The following is a 19,581-nucleotide window of genomic DNA, read 5'->3' as shown; positions in this document are numbered from 1 at the left end:
TCAAAGCGCTTTGGGGCGAGTCGTTAGGCCGTCACAAGGCTTGTTGATGACTGCAATTCCGCGCGCATGGCGCGCAATCGGGAGGATGAAAATGAAAAAGACTTTGCTTTCAGGTGTGGCGACGCTCGCGCTCACGGCGGGAGCTGTTTCCGCTCAAGACTTTCTTTTTGAGCCTGGCGAGGGTGATTTTTCGTGGGGGTCGCTGGAAGAGTTCGCCGCGCAATATGACCTGACCGGCCAAGAGATCACGATCTTCGGCCCTTGGCTGGCTGGCGAAGGTGATGCCTTTGAAAACATGATTGCGTATTTCGAGGACGCGACCGGTGCGAGCGTGAGCTATGTCGGTTCCGACTCGCTTGAGCAGCAGATCGTGATTGACGCCGAGGCCGGCTCGGCGCCCAACCTGACGGTCTTCCCGCAGCCGGGTCTTGCAGCGAACATGGCCGGACGCGGCTTCCTGTCGCCGGTGCCCGATGGCACGTCCGAGTGGCTGAGCGAGAACTACGCGGCAGGTCAGTCCTGGATCGACCTGGGCACATATGCGGGACCCGATGGCAACGAGGATCTCTACGGGTTCTTCTTCAACGTCAACGTGAAGTCGCTGGTCTGGTATATTCCCGAGAACTTCGAGGATGCCGGCTACGAAGTGCCGGAAACCATGGAAGAGCTGAAGGCGCTGACCGACCAGATCGTGGCCGACGGGGAAACCCCGTGGTGCATCGGCCTGGGATCGGGCGGTGCGACCGGCTGGCCCGCCACCGACTGGGTTGAAGACCTGATGCTGCGCACGCAGGAACCCTCGGTCTACGACCAGTGGGTCGAGAACGAGATTCCGTTCGACTCCGAGCCGGTCGTGAACGCGATCGAGGAATTCGGTCACTTCGCTCGCAATGACGACTATGTCGCTGGCGGTGCGGCGGCCGTTGCCTCGACCGATTTCCGCGATAGCCCCGCTGGTCTCTTCGACAGCCCGCCGCAGTGCTACATGCACCGCCAGGCATCGTTCATTCCGGCCTATTTCCCGGAGGGGACGGTTCTGGGGCAGGACGCCGACTTCTTCTATTTCCCCGCTTACGAGGAAGCAGATCTCGGTAGGCCGGTTCTCGGTGCGGGCACGCTCTTCGCCATCACCAATCCCGCGCCCGGTGTCGATGAGTTTCTCGAGTTCCTCAAGACACCGTTCGCCCACGAGATCATGATGGCTCAGGACGGGTTCCTTACACCCCATCTCGGTGCCAACCCGGATAACTACAGCAACGATACCCAGCGTGGACAGGGTGAAATCCTGACCGGGGCGACGACGTTCCGCTTCGACGCTTCCGACCTGATGCCGGGCGGTGTTGGTGCCGGATCGTTCTGGACTGGCATGGTCGACTATGTCGGTGGCGCGGATGCCGAAGCGGTGGCCTCGGAAATCCAGGACAGCTGGGACGCGCTGAAGTAAGCGCACTCATCGCACCTGAAAGATCGGACAGTCCGGCCCGGTGCCGGGCTGTCCCCAAGAACCGCGACGCCGCGCACGGCGTGTCAGGGAGGGGCACATGTCACCAGCACTACAGGGACTCATCACGATCCTGATCGGGGTCGGCGGCTGCCTGGGGTATTTCTATTTCTCCAACCAGCTGCTCGATAAGGTCATCTTTCCGGCCAGGGGGCCGAAGGCGGGCCAGAACATCAACCGGGCGAACATGGTGCGCCCCTGGCTTTTCCTGTTTCCCGCGATTTTCGCGCTGGGCCTCTATCTTGCCTATCCCGTGGTCGAAACCCTTCGCCTGTCGCTGACCGATCGTTCGCAGGACGGTGCCTTCGTGGGCTTCGCGAATTATCAGCAGATGTTTTCCGAAACCAAGTTCTGGGAAGCCATGCGCAACAACATGCTGTGGCTTGTCGTGGTGCCCGCCGCCTCGACCGCGTTCGGCCTTCTGGCCGCGCAGCTGACCGACCGCATCAAGTGGGGTGCGGTGGCCAAGTCCATCATTTTCATGCCCATGGCGATTTCCTTTGTCGGCGCCTCGGTCATCTTCCGCCTGATCTATGTCGCCCGTCCTGCCGACCAGGCGCAGATCGGTGTGCTGAATGCCGTCTGGCTGCAATTCGAGGGCGGCACCGGCAGCTTCCTGGTGCTCAAGCTGCTGCCGGCTGTGATGATGCTCGGGTTTGCCGGGATCGTGGCCTACGTGGCCTACATCCTGCTGAAACCGTTCCTGGGCCAGGGGTCGTCCTACAGCACTTTCGGCACCGTTCTGCGCCTCGCGGGTGCGGCCGGCGCGGCCTATCTGGTCGTGACCTCGCTGTGGCAGATCGTTCAGCTGTTCAGCGCGCAACTGCCCTATGGCGAGCCGCAGCAATGGCTGACCATTCCGTTCTACAACAACTTCTTCCTGATGGTCGTGCTGATCTGGATCCAGACCGGGTTCGCCATGGTGATCCTGTCCGCCGCCCTGCGCGGCATCCCCGAGGAAACCGTCGAAGCCGCCATCGTGGATGGTGCCAACCCGTTCGAGGTCTTCTTCCAGATCAAGGTGCCGCAGATCATGGGGACTATCGTGGTGGTCTGGACGACGATCACGCTGGTCGTGCTCAAGATCTTCGACATCGTCTTCGCCATGACCAACGGCCAGTGGGAAACCCAGGTTCTGGCCAACTACATGTTCGACAAGCTGTTCCGGGCCAATGACTGGGGTGTCGGATCGGCCAGCGCCATCATCATCATGCTGCTGGTCAGCCCGATCCTGATCTGGAACGTCTACAACGCCCGCAAGGAGATGCGCTGATGGACAATATCGCTGGAACCAAGTCGAGCCTGACATGGGCGGTTCATATTGCCACGCTGGCGCTGGTGCTGCTGTGGATCTTCCCGACCGTTGGGCTGTTCGTGTCGTCCTTCCGGACGGTGGACCAGATCAATTCCTCGGGTTGGTGGGCCTCGCTGTCCGCGGCCGAACAGAACGAGGTGCTGCGCGCAGCGGACCCCGACGAAAACCGCGTTGCCGATGGTGACATGTTCGTGGTGTCGGGCAACCTGTTCGAAGACGGATCGGAAAAGGTGATCAGTGTCTGGGGCACCTCGTCGCGTGCGATCGACGCCTATGTTGCGGGCGAAACCGCCGATATGGGCGAAGGCGAGTCGATGACCGTCGCCGCCAATGGGGATTACGAATGGCGCGGCACGGACGAGCAGATCTCGGGGCGCGGTCAGCGAATTTTCGTCACCGCCGAGGCCCCGCCGGAATTCACCCTTGCGAACTATGAACAGGTCCTGCTGTCCGGAGACCGGACCGACAGCATGGCCAAGGCGTTCTTCAACACGCTGACCGTGACCATCCCGGCCACGATCATCCCGATCGTCGTGGCGGCCTTTGCGGCCTATGCGCTCGCCTGGATGGACTTCCCCGGCCGCGCGCTCCTGATCGCTATGGTGGTGGGCCTTCTGGTGGTGCCGCTGCAACTGGCGCTCATTCCGCTTTTGCGGCTGCATCTCGGGATCGGAATCGGCAAGGGCTATCTTGGTGTCTGGCTGGCGCATACCGGCTTCGGGTTGCCATTGGCGATCTACCTCTTGCGCAACTACATGGTCGGCCTGCCGCGTGACATCATCGAGAACGCCCGCGTGGACGGGGCGACGGAGTTTCAGATCTTCACCAAGATCATCCTGCCGCTCAGCTTCCCCGCACTGGCGTCGTTCGCGATCTTCCAGTTCCTGTGGACCTGGAACGACCTGCTGGTGGCCAAGGTGTTCCTGATCGACGCGACAGGTGAAACCACCGTCATGACCAACCAGATCGTCGAACTTCTGGGCACGCGCGGCGGCAATTGGGAAATCCTCGCGACGGCGGCCTTCGTGTCGATCGCGGTGCCGCTTGTGGTGTTCTTCGCGATGCAGAAATACCTGGTGCGCGGCATGCTGGCCGGATCGGTCAAGTAGACGCGACCTCAATAAGGAAAGACAAGACTTCGATGACGAAACTGGAGGCGCTGGTGCCCGGAAAGGTGCTGCACAAGGAACAGGATTGGTGGCGTGGCGCGGTGATCTACCAGATCTACCCGCGCAGCTTCCAGGACAGCAATGGCGACGGTATCGGGGACCTGTCCGGCATCGTTCAGCGGCTGCCCTACATCGCCTCGCTCGGGGTCGATGCGATCTGGATTTCGCCCTTCTTCACCTCGCCGATGAAGGACTTCGGTTATGACGTCAGCGACTATTGCGACGTCGATCCGATGTTCGGCACCCTGGCGGATTTCGACGCGGTGGTCGAAACTGCCCACGGGCTGGGGCTGAAGGTGATGATCGATCTTGTCCTGAGCCATACCAGTGACCAGCATCCCTGGTTCGCGGCAAGCCGCGCCAGCCGCGACAACGACAAGGCCAACTGGTATGTCTGGGCCGACGCAAAGCCCGACGGCACGCCGCCCAACAACTGGCTGTCGATCTTTGGCGGATCGGCGTGGCAATGGGACCCGCGGCGAGAGCAGTATTACCTGCATAACTTCCTGACCTCGCAGCCCGACCTGAATTTCCATGAACCGGAAGTGCAGGAGGCCCTCCTGGACGTCGCGCGTTTCTGGCTGCATCGCGGGGTGGACGGGTTCCGCCTGGATACCATCAACTTCTACGTCCACGACGCCCAGTTGCGCGACAATCCGCCCCTGCCGGCGGACCAGCGCAACGCCAACATCGCGCCCAGCGTGAACCCCTATAATCACCAGGAACACCTGTATTCGAAGAACCAGCCGGAAAACCTGGATTTCCTGCGCAAGCTGCGCCGGGTCATGACCCCGTTCAACGCCGCCGCCGTGGGCGAGGTGGGCGATGCCCAGCGCGGCCTTGAGATCATGGGCGAATACACGGCCGGCAACGACCTGATGCAGATGTGCTATGCCTTCGAATTCCTGGCCAAGGACCTGCCCACGCCCGAACGCATCGCCGATGTCATGGGCCGCGTCGACGAGGTGGCCGCCGATGGCTGGGCCTGCTGGGCCTTTTCCAATCACGACGTGATGCGCCACGCGACCCGTTGGAACCTCACCCCGGCGGCGCAGCGCGCCTTCACCTCGCTGATCATGTGCCTGCGTGGCTCGGTTTGTCTTTACCAGGGCGAAGAACTTGGCCTGCCCGAGGCAGATGTCGCCTTCGAGGATCTGCAAGACCCCTATGGCATCGAGTTCTGGCCCGAGTTCAAGGGCCGCGACGGCTGCCGGACGCCGATGGCCTGGGAGCCGTCGAACCTGCATGGCGGGTTTTCCAGCGCGCCGCAGACCTGGCTTCCGGTCAGTCACGACCACATTCATCGCGCCGTCGCCGTCCAGGAGGAGGACCCCGGCGCCTTGATCCACCACTACCGCCGCGCAATCGCGTTCCGTCATGCCCATCCGGCGCTGTCCAAGGGGGATCATGACGGGGTCAAGGTTGCAGGCGACGTGGTTCATTTCACCCGCAGCCAAGGCGACGAGGTGATCTTCTGTGCCTTCAACCTCAGCGATACCCCGTCGGAAATGTCCCTGCCCAAGGGCAAATGGACGCCGATCGGAGAGGAACTGGGCGGGGCGCATGTCTCGGCGGATAACAAACTGCACCTCGGACCGTGGCAGCCCTGTTTCGCTGTCCGCGCGTCCGGCTAGAAAAAAGAAAAGGGGAGGGGCCAGATGGCGGACCTGAAGCTGGAGAATGTCGAAAAGACCTATGGCGGCACCGTCGAGGTGCTCAAGGACATCAATCTCGACATCAAGAAGGGCGAGCTGATCGTATTTGTCGGCCCGTCGGGCTGTGGCAAATCCACTCTGCTGCGCATGATCGCCGGGCTGGAACAGATCACGGGTGGCACGCTGGAGATCGACGGGCAAATCGTCAACGATGTGCCCCCCGCCCAGCGCGGGATCGCCATGGTGTTCCAGTCCTACGCGCTTTATCCGCACATGACCGTGCGCGATAACATGTCCTTTGCGCTGAAACTGGCCAAGAAGACGCCGGAGGAGATTGACGCCGCCGTCGACAAGGCGGCCAAGATCCTGCAACTGGAACCCTATCTGGACCGCCTGCCGAAGGCCCTGTCCGGTGGTCAGCGCCAGCGTGTTGCAATCGGCCGGTCCATCGTCCGCGACCCCAAGGTCTATCTTTTCGATGAGCCGCTTTCGAACCTCGACGCCGCGTTGCGGGTCGCCACCCGGATCGAGATCGCGCAGCTCAAGGAATCCATGCCCGATTCCACCATGATCTACGTGACCCACGACCAGGTCGAGGCCATGACCCTTGCCAGCCGCATCGTGGTTCTGGCGAACAAAGGCATCGCACAGGTTGGCACACCGCTGGAGCTCTATGAGCGTCCCGAAAACGAGTTCGTGGCCCAGTTCATCGGCTCGCCGTCCATGAACCTTTTGCCGGGCGAGATCACTGGCACCGGCAAGCAGACCACGATCACGCTGGCCGGTGGCGGCACGGCGGTTTCGGACGTGCCCACGCAGGACGCGGACAAGGGGCTGAAGGTCAATGTCGGCGTCCGGCCAGAGGATTTCATCGAGACCGAGGGCGATTACGTCTACGAAGGGAAGGTGAACATCACCGAGGCGCTGGGCGAAGTGACGTTGCTCTATTTCAACCCTGAAGGTGATGCGGAACCGGTGATCGCCAAACTTCCCGGTATCCATGCCGATGTGCGCGGCCAGACCGTGCGCCTGACCGCCGATCCTGCCAAGGTGCAGGTCTTTCACAACGGCAAATCGCTCTACTACCGCTAGGGCCATCGCGAGTCACAAGGGCCAGGCCCGCCGCTTGCGCGGCGGGTCCCAAGAAAGGTGTCTACCATGACCAAGATCGTTCTCGTTGGCGCTGGAAGCCTGCAATTCGGCGCCGGCATGCTGGGCGACATTTTCCAGTCGGCCCATCTGACCGAAGCCGAGATCATCCTGAACGATATCAACGAGGACGCCGCAAAGCGCACCGAGGCGATGGCGCTGGCCTATATGGCCGAGAACGATCTGCGCCAATCCGTGCGCGTCGAGGGTGACCTGTCCCGGGCCTTGCGGGGGGCCGATTTCGTGGTGATCTCCATCGAGGTCGGCGACCGCTTCGCCCTTTGGGACATGGATTGGAAAATCCCGCAGCAATACGGCATTCCGCAGGTCTACGGCGAAAACGGTGGCCCCGGCGGCCTGTTCCATTCCCTGCGGATTATCCCGCCGATCCTGGAGATTTGCGGCAAGGTCATGGAACATGCCCCCGACGCCACGATCTTCAACTATTCCAACCCGATGAGCCGGATCACCACCACGGTGCATCGCGCCTATCCGGGCATCAAGTTCATCGGCATGTGCCACGAGATCGCAAGCCTTGAGCGCAACCTGCCACCGCTTCTGGGCCAGCCGCGCGAGAACATCCATTATCGTGCGGGTGGACTGAACCATTTCTCGGTGATGACGGAATGCACCTATGTCGACAGCGGCAAGGACGCTTACCCGGACGTGATCGCCCGGGCCGAGGCACATTTCGGCAACCAGCCGGGCTATTCCGAGATTTTGACCGAAAGCCGCCGCACTGGCACTGCCGTCGATACCGAAGGCTGGATGGAGATCGACCTAAGCCACATCTCCGAGGTGCGGCCATGGTCCGACCGCTGGCTCTTCAAGTTGATCCTCGACCGCTTCGGCGCGCTGCCCATCACCTATGACAGCCATTTCGGGGAATACATCCAGTGGGCGCATGACTGTTCCGACCACCGGGGAATCCTGGATTTCTACACCTATTATCGCACCTACCTTGGCAATGTGACGCCGAAGATCGGAGCGAACCTGCATGAACGCGTGGTCCCGATCATCGACGGGCTGATTACCGGCAACGCCTACGAGGAGGCGGCGGTCAACATCCCGAATGCGGGCTTCATCAAGGATCTGCCGGACTGGATCGCGGTGGAGGTGCCGGCCAAGGTGGGTGCCGATGGCGTGCACGGGATCGCCGTGGACGTGCCGGCAGGCATTCGCGGCCTCCTTTGCAACCAGATCGGCGTGCACAACCTGACGGCCGAGGCCGTCCTGCAAGGCAAGAAGGATCTGGTGATTCAGGCGCTGCTGGTGGATCCGGTGGTGACCCTTTCGCGCGGTATCCCCGATCTTGTCGAGCACATGATCGCCGAACAGGCGCCTTGGCTGGACTATCTCGTTTAGGACGAGATGGCGGATTTCCGCTTAAGTTTTCTGCGTTTTCAGGGGTTTCTTACGTCGGGTAAAACCGTTGAGGAGGCGACTTTCTTCGTTTCAACTCTTGCGTTCAAGCGCGACTCCCAGAACACTCGCTCCATTCCCCCGAGAGAATACGGGGGACCAAAATGAATGCTCCAAGCCGGGTCCGCCCTGTGAGGGGCTACGAAAGGGAGTTACTACATGACATTCCACAGCAAGCTTCTGGCCACCACGGCGGCCTCTGTGCTGGTGCTTTCGGGTGCCGCCTTCGCCGAGAGCCACGCGATGACCGGGCCCAATGGTGAGGCGCTCGCCGAGACCCAGGAATTCACCTATCGCGTTCTGGACGAGCATTCCTCGCTCGATCCGGGCATCGTCGAGGACGTGACCGGCTCCGAGGTCGTGCGCGACCTGTTCGAAGGTCTCTACAATGACAGCAAGTCCGGCGATACGCTGGAGCCGGGTGTCGCCCTGTCGCACGAGGTTTCCGAAGATGGCCTGACCTATACCTTCACCCTGCGCGAGGAGGCCAAGTGGTCCAATGGCGACCCGGTGACCGCCGGTGACTTCGTCTACGCCTGGCGCCGCGCGGCCAGCCCCGAACTGGCCTCGCCCTATGCTTGGTACATGAGCCTGATGTCGCTGGAAAACGTCGACGAGGTCATCTCCGGCGACGCGCTGCTCGAAGACCTGGGCGTGACCGCGATCGACGACTACACCCTTGAGGTGCGCCTGAAAGAGCCGCTGCCCTACTTCCCGCAGATGCTGACCCATGCGACCACCTTCCCGGTGCCGCAATCGGTGGTCGAGGAACATGGCGACCGGTGGACCCGCCCCGAGAACATCGTGTCCAACGGTGCCTATGTTCTGGAAGAGCATGTGCCGCAGGAGCGGTCGGTGCGCGTCAAGAACGACATGTACTGGGATGCCGAGAACACCATCGTGGAGCGCGTGACCGCTCTGGTGATCAACGACGAGAACCAGGCCCTGACCCGGTTCCTGGCCGGCGAGCTTGACCGCACCGAGGTGCCTGCCGGGCAGTTCCCGCGCCTGAAGGAAGAGCATCCCGAAGAGGCGATCAGCTTCCCGCGGCTGTGCAACTACTACTACACCTTCAACCTGCGCGAGGACGGCCCCGAAGCCTTCAAGGACCAGCGTGTCCGCCAGGCCCTGGCCCTTGCCGTGGATCGCAACGTGATCGTGGAGAACGTTCTGGCCGGCGGCCAGAGCCCGGCCTACACCTTCACCCCTGCCGCCACCGCGAACTTCGAGGTGCCGGGTGTGGAAATGGCCGCGATGACCCAGGAAGAGCGCAACGCGAGAGCGCAGGAACTGATGGCCGAGGCCGGTTATGGCGAGGACAATCCACTGTCCTTCGAAATGGTCTACAACACCTCCGACGCGCATCGTTCGGTGGCCGTTGCCATGAGCCAGATGTGGAACCAGACCCTCGGGGTGGAAACCACGCTGGCCAACATGGAGTGGCAGACCTTCCTCGAAGCGCGCAGCAACGGCGATTTCGAACTGGCCCGCGGCGCATGGTGTGGCGACTACAACGAGGCCTCGACCTTCCTCGACCTGTTGCAGACCAGCTCGGGCTACAACGATGCCAAGTACTCCAACGCCGAGGTCGACCAGTTGCTGGCCGATGCCAAGACGGCCGAGGATCCCAACGCCAACTACACGCAGGTCGAACAGATCATCGCCGAGGAAATGCCGGTGATCCCGATCTACCACTATGCCGGCGTCTACATGATGGACGAGAACCTGATCCCGTCCTGGCCCGTGGAGAACGTCCAGCAGAACTGGTACTCCAAGGATCTGTATTTCGTCGCTGACGAATAATCCCGACAACTGAAAAACCGGCCCGCGCTCCGATTCAAAGGGGCGCGGGCCAGCCCCTTTCAGGACAACTTACATGTTTGCCTATATCGTCCGGCGCCTTGCGGTCGCCATCCCCACGATCCTGATCCTTGTCGTGATCAGTTTCCTGTTGATGTATTCCGCCCCGGGTGGGCCGTTCAATTCCGAGCGCCCCCTGCCGCCCGAGGTGTTGGCCAACCTTGAGGCCAAGTACGGGCTGGACCAGCCCATGTGGCGACAGATGATTTCCTATGTCTGGGGTGTGGTGACGCAGTTCGATTTTGGCCCGTCCTTTCAGTATACCGACCGAAGCGTGAACGACGTGATCGCGCAGGGCTTCCCGGTGACGCTGACCTATGGGCTCTGGTCCGCTTTCGCCGCACTTGTGGTCGGTGTCTCGCTCGGCGTGGCCGCAGCGGTCCGTCAGAATTCCGTGCTCGACTACTTGGCCGTCGGCATCACCATCGGTGCGCAGGCGCTGCCCAACTTTGTCATGGCCCCGATCCTGGTCCTGGTCTTCACGCTTTGGCTGGGCTGGCTGCCCGGCGGCGGCTGGAATGGTGGGCAATGGGAATATGTCGTCATGCCGGTCATCGCGCTGTCGACCTCCTACATGGCGTCCATCGCGCGCATCACGCGCTCGTCCATGCTGGAAGTCCTCAATTCGAATTTCATCCGCACCGCCCAGGCCAAGGGCCTGCCCATGCGGCGCGTGATCCTGCGCCATGCGCTCAAACCCGCCTTGCTGCCCGTCCTGTCCTATCTTGGACCGGCCATGGTGGGGATGATCACGGGTTCGGTCGTGGTCGATATCATCTTTTCGACCGGGGGGATCGGGCAGTTCTTCGTGAACTCAGCCTTCAACCGCGATTATGCCGTTATCATGGGGATTACGCTTCTGGTGGGCGTTCTGACCATCACGTTCAACCTTCTGGTCGACATCCTTTACGCTTGGATCGACCCGAAGATCCGTTACTGAGGGGGCAGGGCCATGAAACTCGCACAACCCGATGCCAAGATGCTCGAAGAGGTCGGCCAACTGGCCGAGGTGCGGGGCCGGTCGCTTTGGGCGGATGCCCGGGCGCGGTTCTTTCGCAACAAGGCCGCCCTAGCCGGTCTGGTGGTGCTGATCCTGATCTTCATCTTCGCGATGTTCGGCGGCCTGATCGCGCAGTATGAACGCGATTTCGTCGATTTCTCGCTCATGGGGGCGAATGCCTATCGCGGGGTGCCCTCGATTGAGACCGGCCATTACTTCGGCGTCGATATCGACGGGCGTGATCTTTATGCGCGCACTGTGCAGGGTACCCGGATCTCGCTTTTGGTGGGGATCGTGGGTGCGCTGGTGGCGGTCTTCGTCGGCACGCTTTACGGCGCCACGGCTGGCTATGTCGGGGGGCGCGTGGATAATATCATGATGCGCACCGTCGATGTGCTCATGTCGATCCCGTTCATGTTCGTGCTGATCCTGATGCTGGTGATCTTTGGTCGGTCCATCCTGATGCTGTTCATCGGCATCGGGCTTATCTCCTGGCTGGACATGGCGCGGATCGCCCGTGGTCAGACCCTGACCATCAAGAACAAGGAATTCGTCGAAGCCGCCGTGGCCACGGGCGTCAAACCCCTGACGATCATCCTGCGCCACGTCGTGCCGAACCTGCTGGGCATCGTGATCGTCTACGCGACGCTCCTCGTGCCGCAGATGATCATCTTCGAGAGCTTCATCTCCTATCTGGGCCTCGGGGTGCAGGAACCCAATACGTCGCTCGGCGCCTTGATGAGCCTCGGCACCAAGCAGATGAACAACGGTACGCTCTGGATGCTGTTCTACCCGCTGTTCTTCTTCCTGATCACGCTTTTCGCGTTTTTCTTCGTGGGCGACGGCCTGCGCGACGCGCTCGACCCCAAGGACCGCTAAGATATGGCGCTGCTCGATGTTTCCGACCTGACGGTCACCTTTCAGACGAATGACGGCCCGGTGAACGCCGTCAACGGGCTCAGCTTCGACGTGGCCGAGAAAGAGACCCTCGCCATCGTCGGCGAAAGCGGCTCGGGCAAGTCCCAGACGGCTTTTGCCATCATGGGGCTGCTGGCCAAGAACGGCGGCGCGACTGGTCGGGTGGAATTCGATGGCGCCGATCTGTTGTCGCTCAGCAAGCGACAGTTGAACAAGGTGCGGTCGAACCAGATCGGCATGATCTTCCAGGATCCGATGACCTCGCTGAACCCTTACATCCGGGTCAGCGACCAGATGGCCGAGGTGTTGCAGCTGCACAAGGGCCTGTCGAAACGGGACGCCATCGCCGAAGCGGTGCAGATGCTGGACGCGGTGCGCATTCCCGATGCAAAGGCACGGATCAGCATGTTTCCGCACGAGTTTTCCGGCGGGATGCGGCAGAGGATCATGATCGCCATGGCCTTGCTTTGCCGCCCCCGCCTTCTGATCGCTGATGAGCCGACAACGGCGCTGGATGTGACCGTACAGGCCCAGATCATGAAGCTGCTCGGCGAGATCCGTGAGGAGTTCAATACCGCGGTGATCCTGATCACTCATGATCTCGGCATCGTCGCCGATTTCTGTGACCGGACGCTGGTGCTCTATGGCGGTCAGATCATGGAGGAAGGACCAACCGGAGATGTCTTCGCCGATCCGGCGCATCCCTATACCAAGGGGTTGCTAAAGGCCGTGCCGCGGTTGGACCGCGATACCGAAACCTTGCAGACAATTGCCGGAGAGCCGCCCGACATGTCGCATCTTCCCGCGGGGTGCCCATTTTCGCCGCGTTGCGAGATCGCCCGGGATTATTGTTCGACCCGGCCACTGGTGCTTGAACCCTTGGGCGACAATCGCACCCGTGCCTGTCATGCCAGCCTCGCCGAGATGAAGCAGGAGATGCAAGATGGCTGATCCGATCCTGTCCATTCGCGATGTATCCGTGAGCTTCGATGTGCGCCCGCAAGGCACCTGGCCCTGGACCCCGTCGCTGAAGCTGCACGCGGTCAGCAAGCTTTCGGTGGACCTGATGCCGGGCGAAACGCTGGGTCTTGTGGGTGAGAGCGGCTCGGGCAAGTCCACGCTGGCCCGTGCGGTGATCGGGACCATTCCCAGTTCTGGCGGCCAGATCATCTATGAAGGCCGCGACCTTGCCACGATGACGGCGCAGGAAACCCGCCGTCACCGCCGAGACGTGCAGATGGTGTTCCAGGATCCGCTGGCGGCGCTGAACCCGCGCATGACCGTGGGCGACATCATCGCGGAACCCCTTATCACGCACGAACCCGACACGCCCCGCAAAGAGGTCAAGGCACGGGTGGCTGAACTGATGGAAAAGGTCGGGCTTCTGCCCAACCTGATCAACCGGTATCCGCATGAGTTCTCGGGCGGCCAGTGCCAGCGCATCGGCATCGCCCGCGCTTTGATCGTCAAGCCCAAGCTGCTGATCTGCGATGAACCGGTTTCGGCGCTGGATGTCTCGGTGCAGGCGCAGGTGGTGAACCTGCTCAAGGACCTGCAGGCGGAAATGGGCCTGTCGATGATCTTCATCGCCCATGACCTGAGCGTCGTGAAGCACATTTCGAACCGGATCATGGTGATGTATCTGGGTTGTCCGATGGAGGTCGGCCCGGCCAAGGCAATCACCGCAGAGCCGCGCCATCCCTATACCCAGGCGCTTATCTCTTCGGTGCCGATTCCAGATCCGGTGCTGGAGGCCGCGCGCGAACGTCCCGTGCTGGAGGGCGACCTGCCCAGCCCGCTCAGCCCGCCATCAGGCTGCGTCTTCCGTACCCGCTGCCCCAAGGCACAGCCCAGCTGTGCCGAGGCCCGCCCCGGCATGGACAAGGTCGCGCCGGACCGATTCGTCGCCTGTCCGTTCCAGGAGGTCGAGAAGGTGCTGGCAGACGCTTAGGCGCCCGGTTCGTTACCGGACCTAGTAATCGCGTTCGTAGAAGATCCCGAGGCTGGACTCGCCTTCGGAACCGAAACTGCCACGGGCGGTCACATCGTCCGTCACATCGAGGTTCAGGTTGATCTCCGATGTGCCGTCAGACCCGATGGTGATGTCGGTATAGATATTTTCCGAGATGTATTTGCCCGCACGCACGGCGGCGTTGCCGTCCTCGTCCGTGGTGACGTCGAAATCATCCAGGTCCAGCCCTTCGCGAAACCCTTCCAGCGCCCCGCCGCCGCCACGCCCGGACAGGGTGGCGACGGCAGAGGCCAGCTGCACCGCTTGAAGCGGGCTGATCGAGGAAAGGTCGCGTCCGAACAGCAGTTGCGCCAGCACTTCGTCCTGCGGCAGTTCCGGGCTGCTTTCGAAGGACACTTGAGGGTCGTCCGCCGGACCCTCCACGATGATCGAAACATCGGTGCCCGAGCGTGCTTCGGTGCGGGCGACAAGCCGCAGGTAGGGCGTGAAGTCCCCCTGCAACTGGGCATAGCCCTCGGTCAGTGCGAACCTCTGGCCCAGAACGTCAAGCCGGCCGCGCAGCAGGTCGAAGCGCCCGATGGGAATGACATCGCCGGTGGTGCCCGACAGGCGCAAGGACCCGCCCAGCTCCGCATCCAGGCCGCGCCCGCGCACGAAGATCCGTGATGGCGCGTTGATGGTCAGGTCCAGCGGATAGGGACGGGTCGAAACCGCGCCGTCACCAGCCGCATCAGGATCGGGTCCGACACCGGCCCGGTCGAGGGTCCGGCGCACGGCAGGGCCCGGAGAGACATGGGTGACCGCAGGTAGATCGCCAAGGGTGGAAACCGGGCTTGAGGGCACCCGGATCTCGGTGCGGCCGATATCGACCTGCCCGAAGATGCGCGCCCCGCCGGCCAGCGGCCCGGCGATTTGGACCGTTCCGTCGGCACGGGTTTCGTAGAGTGCGGGTTCTCGCAGGCGGGCCCGGCGCAATTCTAGCGACAGATCCGCATTCGATGGCGGCACCAGTCCGACCGAGCCGTTGACGCCGACCTGTCCACCAGCGGCCAGGTCGCCCGAAATGTCCATGCTGGCCTGACCACTGATCAGGTCCACATTCCCCGAAATCGCCTCGATCGCCTGTCGCAGGTTCGGCGCAGTCAGTCGCCCGTCCGACAGGGTCACCCGCCCCCCGATCGACGACAGGCGCGGTGGGCCGTTCACCGACAGGTCGAAGCTGGCCAGCCCGCTGACCTGGCGCGGCGCGATGAAGGCATTGGCGAGCCCCAGCGGCGCTTGGCCGGCAAGTGAAAGGGCCAACTGTCCCGCGTCACCGACCCGGCCATCGGCGCTCAACCGCGTGCCGGCGGGGCCGGTGCCCTGACCAGAGACCTGCCAACCGCCTGCAACCTGACGTGCGGTCACATCGGCAGTGGCAGGCCCCGCGAAGTCCGGAGCCAGAAGGCCCACATCTGCCAACCGCAGTGCAAGGTCCGCCTGTGCCTGCCCGGCGTCGTCGATTACTACGTCGCCTTGCGCGGTGATGTTGGGGAACTGTGCATTGAGCCCGGTCAGCGCAATCCGACCACTGGGGCGCCGGTCAAATCCCGCGTCCAAACTGCCCGAGCCCCGCAACAGGGGGTCCAGGCCTTGCGGGCCGGCGCGCAGATCCTGGGTGAGGGTCCGCAAAGTGGCCGAGGCCGCGCCGGTTCCGCTATCGAAATCGCCCGTCAGCTCCAGCGATAGCGCCCCGCCCATCCGCACGCCCGCCAGCGCCTCGAACCGCGACAGGGTGCGGGCATCGAGCGTGGCGCGGCCGGTCATCGCGTAACCTTCACCCTGGGGCGTGGCGGTGCCGGTTGCCTCCAGCAAGGTATCGGGTGCGGCCAGGGCCGCCCGGGCGGTCACGAGCCCCGCCTCGTCGGTGCTCAGGTCGGCGCGTAGCGTGCCCGGCCCGGCCAGGTCGGGCAGGACGCGCCCAAGGTCGGTGATCCGGGCATCGACTGTTGCGCTCGCTCCCTCTCCGGTGATCTCGGCCCGGGCATCGGCGCGGATGTGGTCGCCCCGCAATGTCAGGTTTTCCAGCCGAGTGCCGGTCTCGTCGCGGGCGACGGCCAGGGCCAGGCTCGTCTGCCCTGCGAGGAGTGGATCCAGTTCGGCCAGCCCGAGGCCGAGGTCGCGCGTTTCGACACCCAGCGAGATATCGAATATCCCGTCGAACGGTTGCAGCCGGCCGTTCAGGTCGACTTGACCGTTGCCTTGCAGGTCCAGTTCGGTCAGGCCGGCAAAACGCGAGAAATCCGAGGCCCGGACCTGCGCGTCGACCAGGCTGCGGAACCTGCGTTCCGGCCCGCTGACAATAGCGTTGGAACGCACCGCCAGGCCGGCGCCGGACAGGCGGAAATCCTGAACGACAAAGGGCTCGCCCTCCAGGCGCGCGAAGTTCAGCGATCCGGTGATTGCCGGGCCGATGGCGCGCGACAGATCGGGATCTTCCAACATGATCCCATCCGCCTGGTACTCCAGCTCGGCTGCGAAGCGGCCACGCAGATCGCCCTCACCGGGGCTGATCGTTCCGGTGCCGTCAAGGGTCAGCGCCTCGATCCGCGTATCCGGCCGGGCGAACCCGGTTGCCGCAAAGCGTCCGGTCCACCCTTCGCCGTCATCGGCATCGTAGGACACCTCGATTTCGGCGCGGCGCAGTTCGGTTCGTGGCCCTGCAACGGGCAGGCGGACCGGGCGGCCATCCTGCGCGGCAAGCGTTCCGGTCAGGTCGAAGGCTTGTGGCCAACCCTCCGCGCTGACCAGGGCTGAGCCGCCAAGGGTCAGTTGCTCTGAGTCGATGGAAAGCGACGACAGGTCGATCCGGCCGTCCCCGTGGCGCACCCCCGATGCCAGCAGGCTGGACGACGGTCCGAAGAAGGCGTGATAGTCTTCTTCCAGAAGCGGGCGCAGATCCCCGCCGAGCGCAAGGTTGAACCAGGTGGCGGCAGGCGTGGTGTCCGCATTTTCGCGGCCAAGCTGGAAATGGCCGGTGATCTGGTCCTGGCCATTCGTGGCGAGCGTCAGTTCAGCGCCGAATTCCGAGATCGGCGCGTCACCGTCGACCTCAAGGCGCAGGGCCGGACGGCCGGGCAGGCCCAGCAGCCGCGCGGCGAGTCCGCTCTGCCCCTCTTCGGCGATCAGCGACAGGTCCAGCTGACCTGTCTCGTCGTCAAAAAACGTGTCTAGGCTGAATTGCCCGATTTTGTCGTCGATCCGTTGCAGCGCAAGCTCCGCGTCGGCCTGCCCCTCGATCAGCGAGACGGCGCCCTGCAGCCGGGCCGCGACGGGTTCGCCAAGGAATTCCCGCGCAATTTCGATCCGATCGGCGCGGATTTCCCCGATCTCGACCGAAACCGGCAGGTCGGGCAGGGCAAAGGGGGTGGCCTCGGCGCTGGGCAATTCGTTCCCGGCGGCTTCGGGAACGCGGTTGAGCAGGATGCGTTCGGCGGCCAGTTCCTCGATCTTGATGGCGCCGGACAACAATGCGGAACGATTCCATTGCAGGCTGGCGTCCTCCAGCCGCAGCCAGACGCCGGTGTCATCGGCGATGGTGATCGCCTCGACCGTTGCGCGCGAGGACAGCGCGCCTTCAAACCCCTCCAGCCGCACCTCGCGGCCAAGCCCCGACACGGCATCCTCGATCAGGCCGGTCAGGAAACCGCGATCGTCATCGGCCTGTTGCGCGAGGATCGGGGTGCCGATCAAGCACAAGGAAAGCCACAGATACCGCATCAGAAGGCCTGCCCGATGCCGATATAGACTTCCAGACGCTCGCCCACGTCACCGCCGCTGGCGGGTGTTGCCAGGTCCAGGCGGACCGGTCCGATCCCGGTGTCATAGCGCAGCCCCAGCCCGACCCCGGAATGCCACTCGCCGCCGCCCAGATCGAACGCGTCGGCGCCGATGAAGCCGGTATCGTAGAACCCGACCAGGCCGATCGTGTCGGTGATCCCGACCCGGGCCTCGGCCTGAAGGCCAAGGAAGGCGCGACCGCCGATTTCGTTGCCGCCGCCCAGGTCCACGGCAAGGGATTGATAGGGCTGGCCGCGCACAGTGCCGCCACCGCCGGAGAAGAAAAGGAAACTGGCGGGCACGTTTGCCGCCGCCGCACCCCAGACGCCCCCGGCTTGGCCGCGCAGGGCCACGGTGACCTGGTCATCTTCGCCGAAGCTGCGGTAGGCCCGGCCATCGGCGAAAACCCGGACGCCATTGCCGCTGCCCTCCAGTCCCAGGAACGGCATGATTTCCAGATTGGCGAAGTAGCCCGAGGTGGCATTGAATTCGTCGTCGCGCCTGTCGCGGGTGGCTTCAAGTGGCAATGTCAGCACCTGATAGGTTCTGGTGCCAAGGGCATCGCGGCTCTCGCCCGCTTGATAGCCCAGCCCGGCCTCGATCACCGCCTCTTCACGCACCCGGCGGATGAAGCCCGCCTCGGCCATGACGCGGCGTTCGAACAGCTTCGGATCGTCGCGTTGCTCCAGCTCCATGTCGGCATAGAAATCCAGGTCAGACCGAAAGGTGGCCGGGCGCAAAAAGCTGGCGGCGAGACCATAGTCAATACCGCCGGTCGTGCCGGTCAGACCAGCGATCTCGGCCTCGATGCGCAGGCGTTCCGCCCCGCCCAGAAGGTTGCGATGCAGCCAGAAGCCCGACAGTGTCAGCCCTGACACGGTGGAATACTCGGCCCCGAAGCCCAGGCGGCGCAGCGGCTGTTCGACGATCTGCAATTCCAGCGGCAACGTGCCATCCGGATTGGCGCTCTCTGCCTCGACCACCGTGGCCGAGGCGAAGGCCCCGGTGCGGCGCAGGTTGGCCTCGGCGCGGGCGATCTCGACAGGGTCGAACCGGCGTCCCGGGCGGAGCCCTGAAATGGCGCGAACGCGTTCCGGGCGGCTCCGCTCGGCACCGCTGACGGCGATCTGGCCATAGTTCAGAACCGGCCCGGGCGCGATCCGCACGGCGACATCCAGCCTCTGGTCCGGGTGGTTGGCCGAGATCGTCTGTCCGGCCGGTTCCGCCAGGGCATGGCCCTCGGCGCGCCAGCCCTCGATTGCTGCGCGCGTGGCATCACGGATCGTTTCCGTGCGGGCCACCTCGCCCGCGCGAAAGGCCTCGGGCAGGATCGTGGCGGATGTGACAGGGGTGACCTCGGTCTGCCCGAAGCGGAACTTCGGCCCCGGATCGACCCGCAGCACCACTGTTTCAACCGAGGCACGCGGCAAGAGCGGGTCCAGCGCGGCCGCTTCCTGCCCGTCGATCAGGATCGAAATCGTGCCGCCGAAATAGCCTTCCTGGTAGAGGCCGGTCAGCAAACGTTCGTAGTCGGCGCGCGCGGCTGCCACAAAGTCCTGCGGTGCCTCGGCACCGTCGCGCTCCAATGCGACGCTGAGCGACGCGTTCTTCAGGCGCGAACGCAGCGCGGTATCGTCCCCCGAAAGCTCTAGGCGCACATCCTGCGCTGCCGCCCAAAGCGGCCAGAGCCAGATCGTCACCGCAATCCATCCGGTTAGAAGGCGCACATGAACCCCCAAGCGCAGCTGCCTTTTCAAAATGTAACCCGGACCGCAGCCGGGGGAAACGCGAATTCCGAGTG

General features: G+C 63.4%; 13 protein-coding genes. 11 read left to right on the top strand and 2 right to left on the bottom strand.

The genetic code is table 11. The features are described 5' to 3' along the window. Positions 1-91 precede the first annotated feature (91 nt). The 11 genes from DFK10_RS04225 (at position 92) to DFK10_RS04175 (ending at position 13,940) form a co-directional block, all read left to right on the top strand. The gene (locus DFK10_RS04225) at positions 92-1,444 is read left to right on the top strand and encodes an ABC transporter substrate-binding protein (RefSeq protein ID WP_109386913.1); all 1,353 of its coding nucleotides are present in this window, start codon (positions 92-94) and stop codon (positions 1,442-1,444) included. Positions 1,445-1,541: 97 nt separating this feature from the next. Next, positions 1,542-2,774 (top strand): carbohydrate ABC transporter permease, encoded by a 1,233-nt coding sequence (locus DFK10_RS04220; protein ID WP_109386911.1) that lies wholly within the window; start codon positions 1,542-1,544, stop codon positions 2,772-2,774. After that, positions 2,774-3,925: a carbohydrate ABC transporter permease gene (locus DFK10_RS04215; protein WP_109386909.1), complete on the top strand. Its 1,152-nt coding sequence runs from the start codon at positions 2,774-2,776 to the stop codon at positions 3,923-3,925. Before DFK10_RS04220 ends, DFK10_RS04215 begins: the two co-directional genes overlap by 1 nt. 32 nt (positions 3,926-3,957) lie before the next feature. Then, positions 3,958-5,619, top strand: a complete 1,662-nt coding sequence (locus DFK10_RS04210) for an alpha-glucosidase (RefSeq protein WP_217810054.1) — start codon at positions 3,958-3,960, stop codon at positions 5,617-5,619. A gap of 24 nt (positions 5,620-5,643) precedes the next feature. Next, positions 5,644-6,732, top strand: a complete 1,089-nt coding sequence (locus DFK10_RS04205; protein ID WP_109386907.1) for an ABC transporter ATP-binding protein — start codon at positions 5,644-5,646, stop codon at positions 6,730-6,732. A 66-nt stretch (positions 6,733-6,798) separates the two neighbouring features. Beyond that, positions 6,799-8,154, top strand: coding sequence for a family 4 glycosyl hydrolase (locus DFK10_RS04200; RefSeq protein WP_109386905.1), 1,356 nt, complete (start codon positions 6,799-6,801; stop codon positions 8,152-8,154). Between the two features lie 216 nt (positions 8,155-8,370). Next, entirely contained in the window at positions 8,371-10,014 is a 1,644-nt protein-coding gene (locus DFK10_RS04195) for a peptide ABC transporter substrate-binding protein (RefSeq protein WP_109386903.1), read from the top strand. Between the two features lie 73 nt (positions 10,015-10,087). Continuing rightward, positions 10,088-11,011 (top strand): oligopeptide ABC transporter permease OppB, encoded by a 924-nt coding sequence (gene oppB, locus DFK10_RS04190; RefSeq protein WP_109386901.1) that lies wholly within the window; start codon positions 10,088-10,090, stop codon positions 11,009-11,011. 12 nt (positions 11,012-11,023) lie between these two features. Further along, on the top strand, positions 11,024-11,950 hold the full coding sequence (locus tag DFK10_RS04185; RefSeq protein ID WP_109386899.1) for an ABC transporter permease subunit: 927 nt from the start codon (positions 11,024-11,026) through the stop codon (positions 11,948-11,950). A 3-nt stretch (positions 11,951-11,953) separates the two neighbouring features. Beyond that, complete coding sequence (locus DFK10_RS04180) at positions 11,954-12,940, top strand: oligopeptide/dipeptide ABC transporter ATP-binding protein (protein ID WP_109386897.1); 987 nt, start codon at positions 11,954-11,956, stop codon at positions 12,938-12,940. After that, positions 12,933-13,940: an ABC transporter ATP-binding protein gene (locus DFK10_RS04175; protein WP_109386895.1), complete on the top strand. Its 1,008-nt coding sequence runs from the start codon at positions 12,933-12,935 to the stop codon at positions 13,938-13,940. Before DFK10_RS04180 ends, DFK10_RS04175 begins: the two co-directional genes overlap by 8 nt. 21 nt (positions 13,941-13,961) lie before the next feature. Here the strand turns inward: DFK10_RS04175 and DFK10_RS04170 are convergent, their stop codons facing one another. Beyond that, positions 13,962-17,720: a translocation/assembly module TamB domain-containing protein gene (locus DFK10_RS04170; RefSeq protein WP_109386893.1), complete on the bottom strand. Its 3,759-nt coding sequence runs from the start codon at positions 17,718-17,720 to the stop codon at positions 13,962-13,964. Continuing rightward, positions 17,720-19,480: an autotransporter assembly complex protein TamA gene (locus DFK10_RS04165; protein ID WP_235866761.1), complete on the bottom strand. Its 1,761-nt coding sequence runs from the start codon at positions 19,478-19,480 to the stop codon at positions 17,720-17,722. Before DFK10_RS04165 ends, DFK10_RS04170 begins: the two co-directional genes overlap by 1 nt. Positions 19,481-19,581: the final 101 nt, after the last annotated feature.

Origin of the sequence: Salibaculum griseiflavum, from assembly GCF_003129565.1 — a bacterium.
Taxonomy (GTDB): Bacteria; Pseudomonadota; Alphaproteobacteria; order Rhodobacterales; family Rhodobacteraceae; genus Salibaculum; species Salibaculum griseiflavum.
This window is presented reverse-complemented; position numbering and strand designations above follow the sequence as displayed.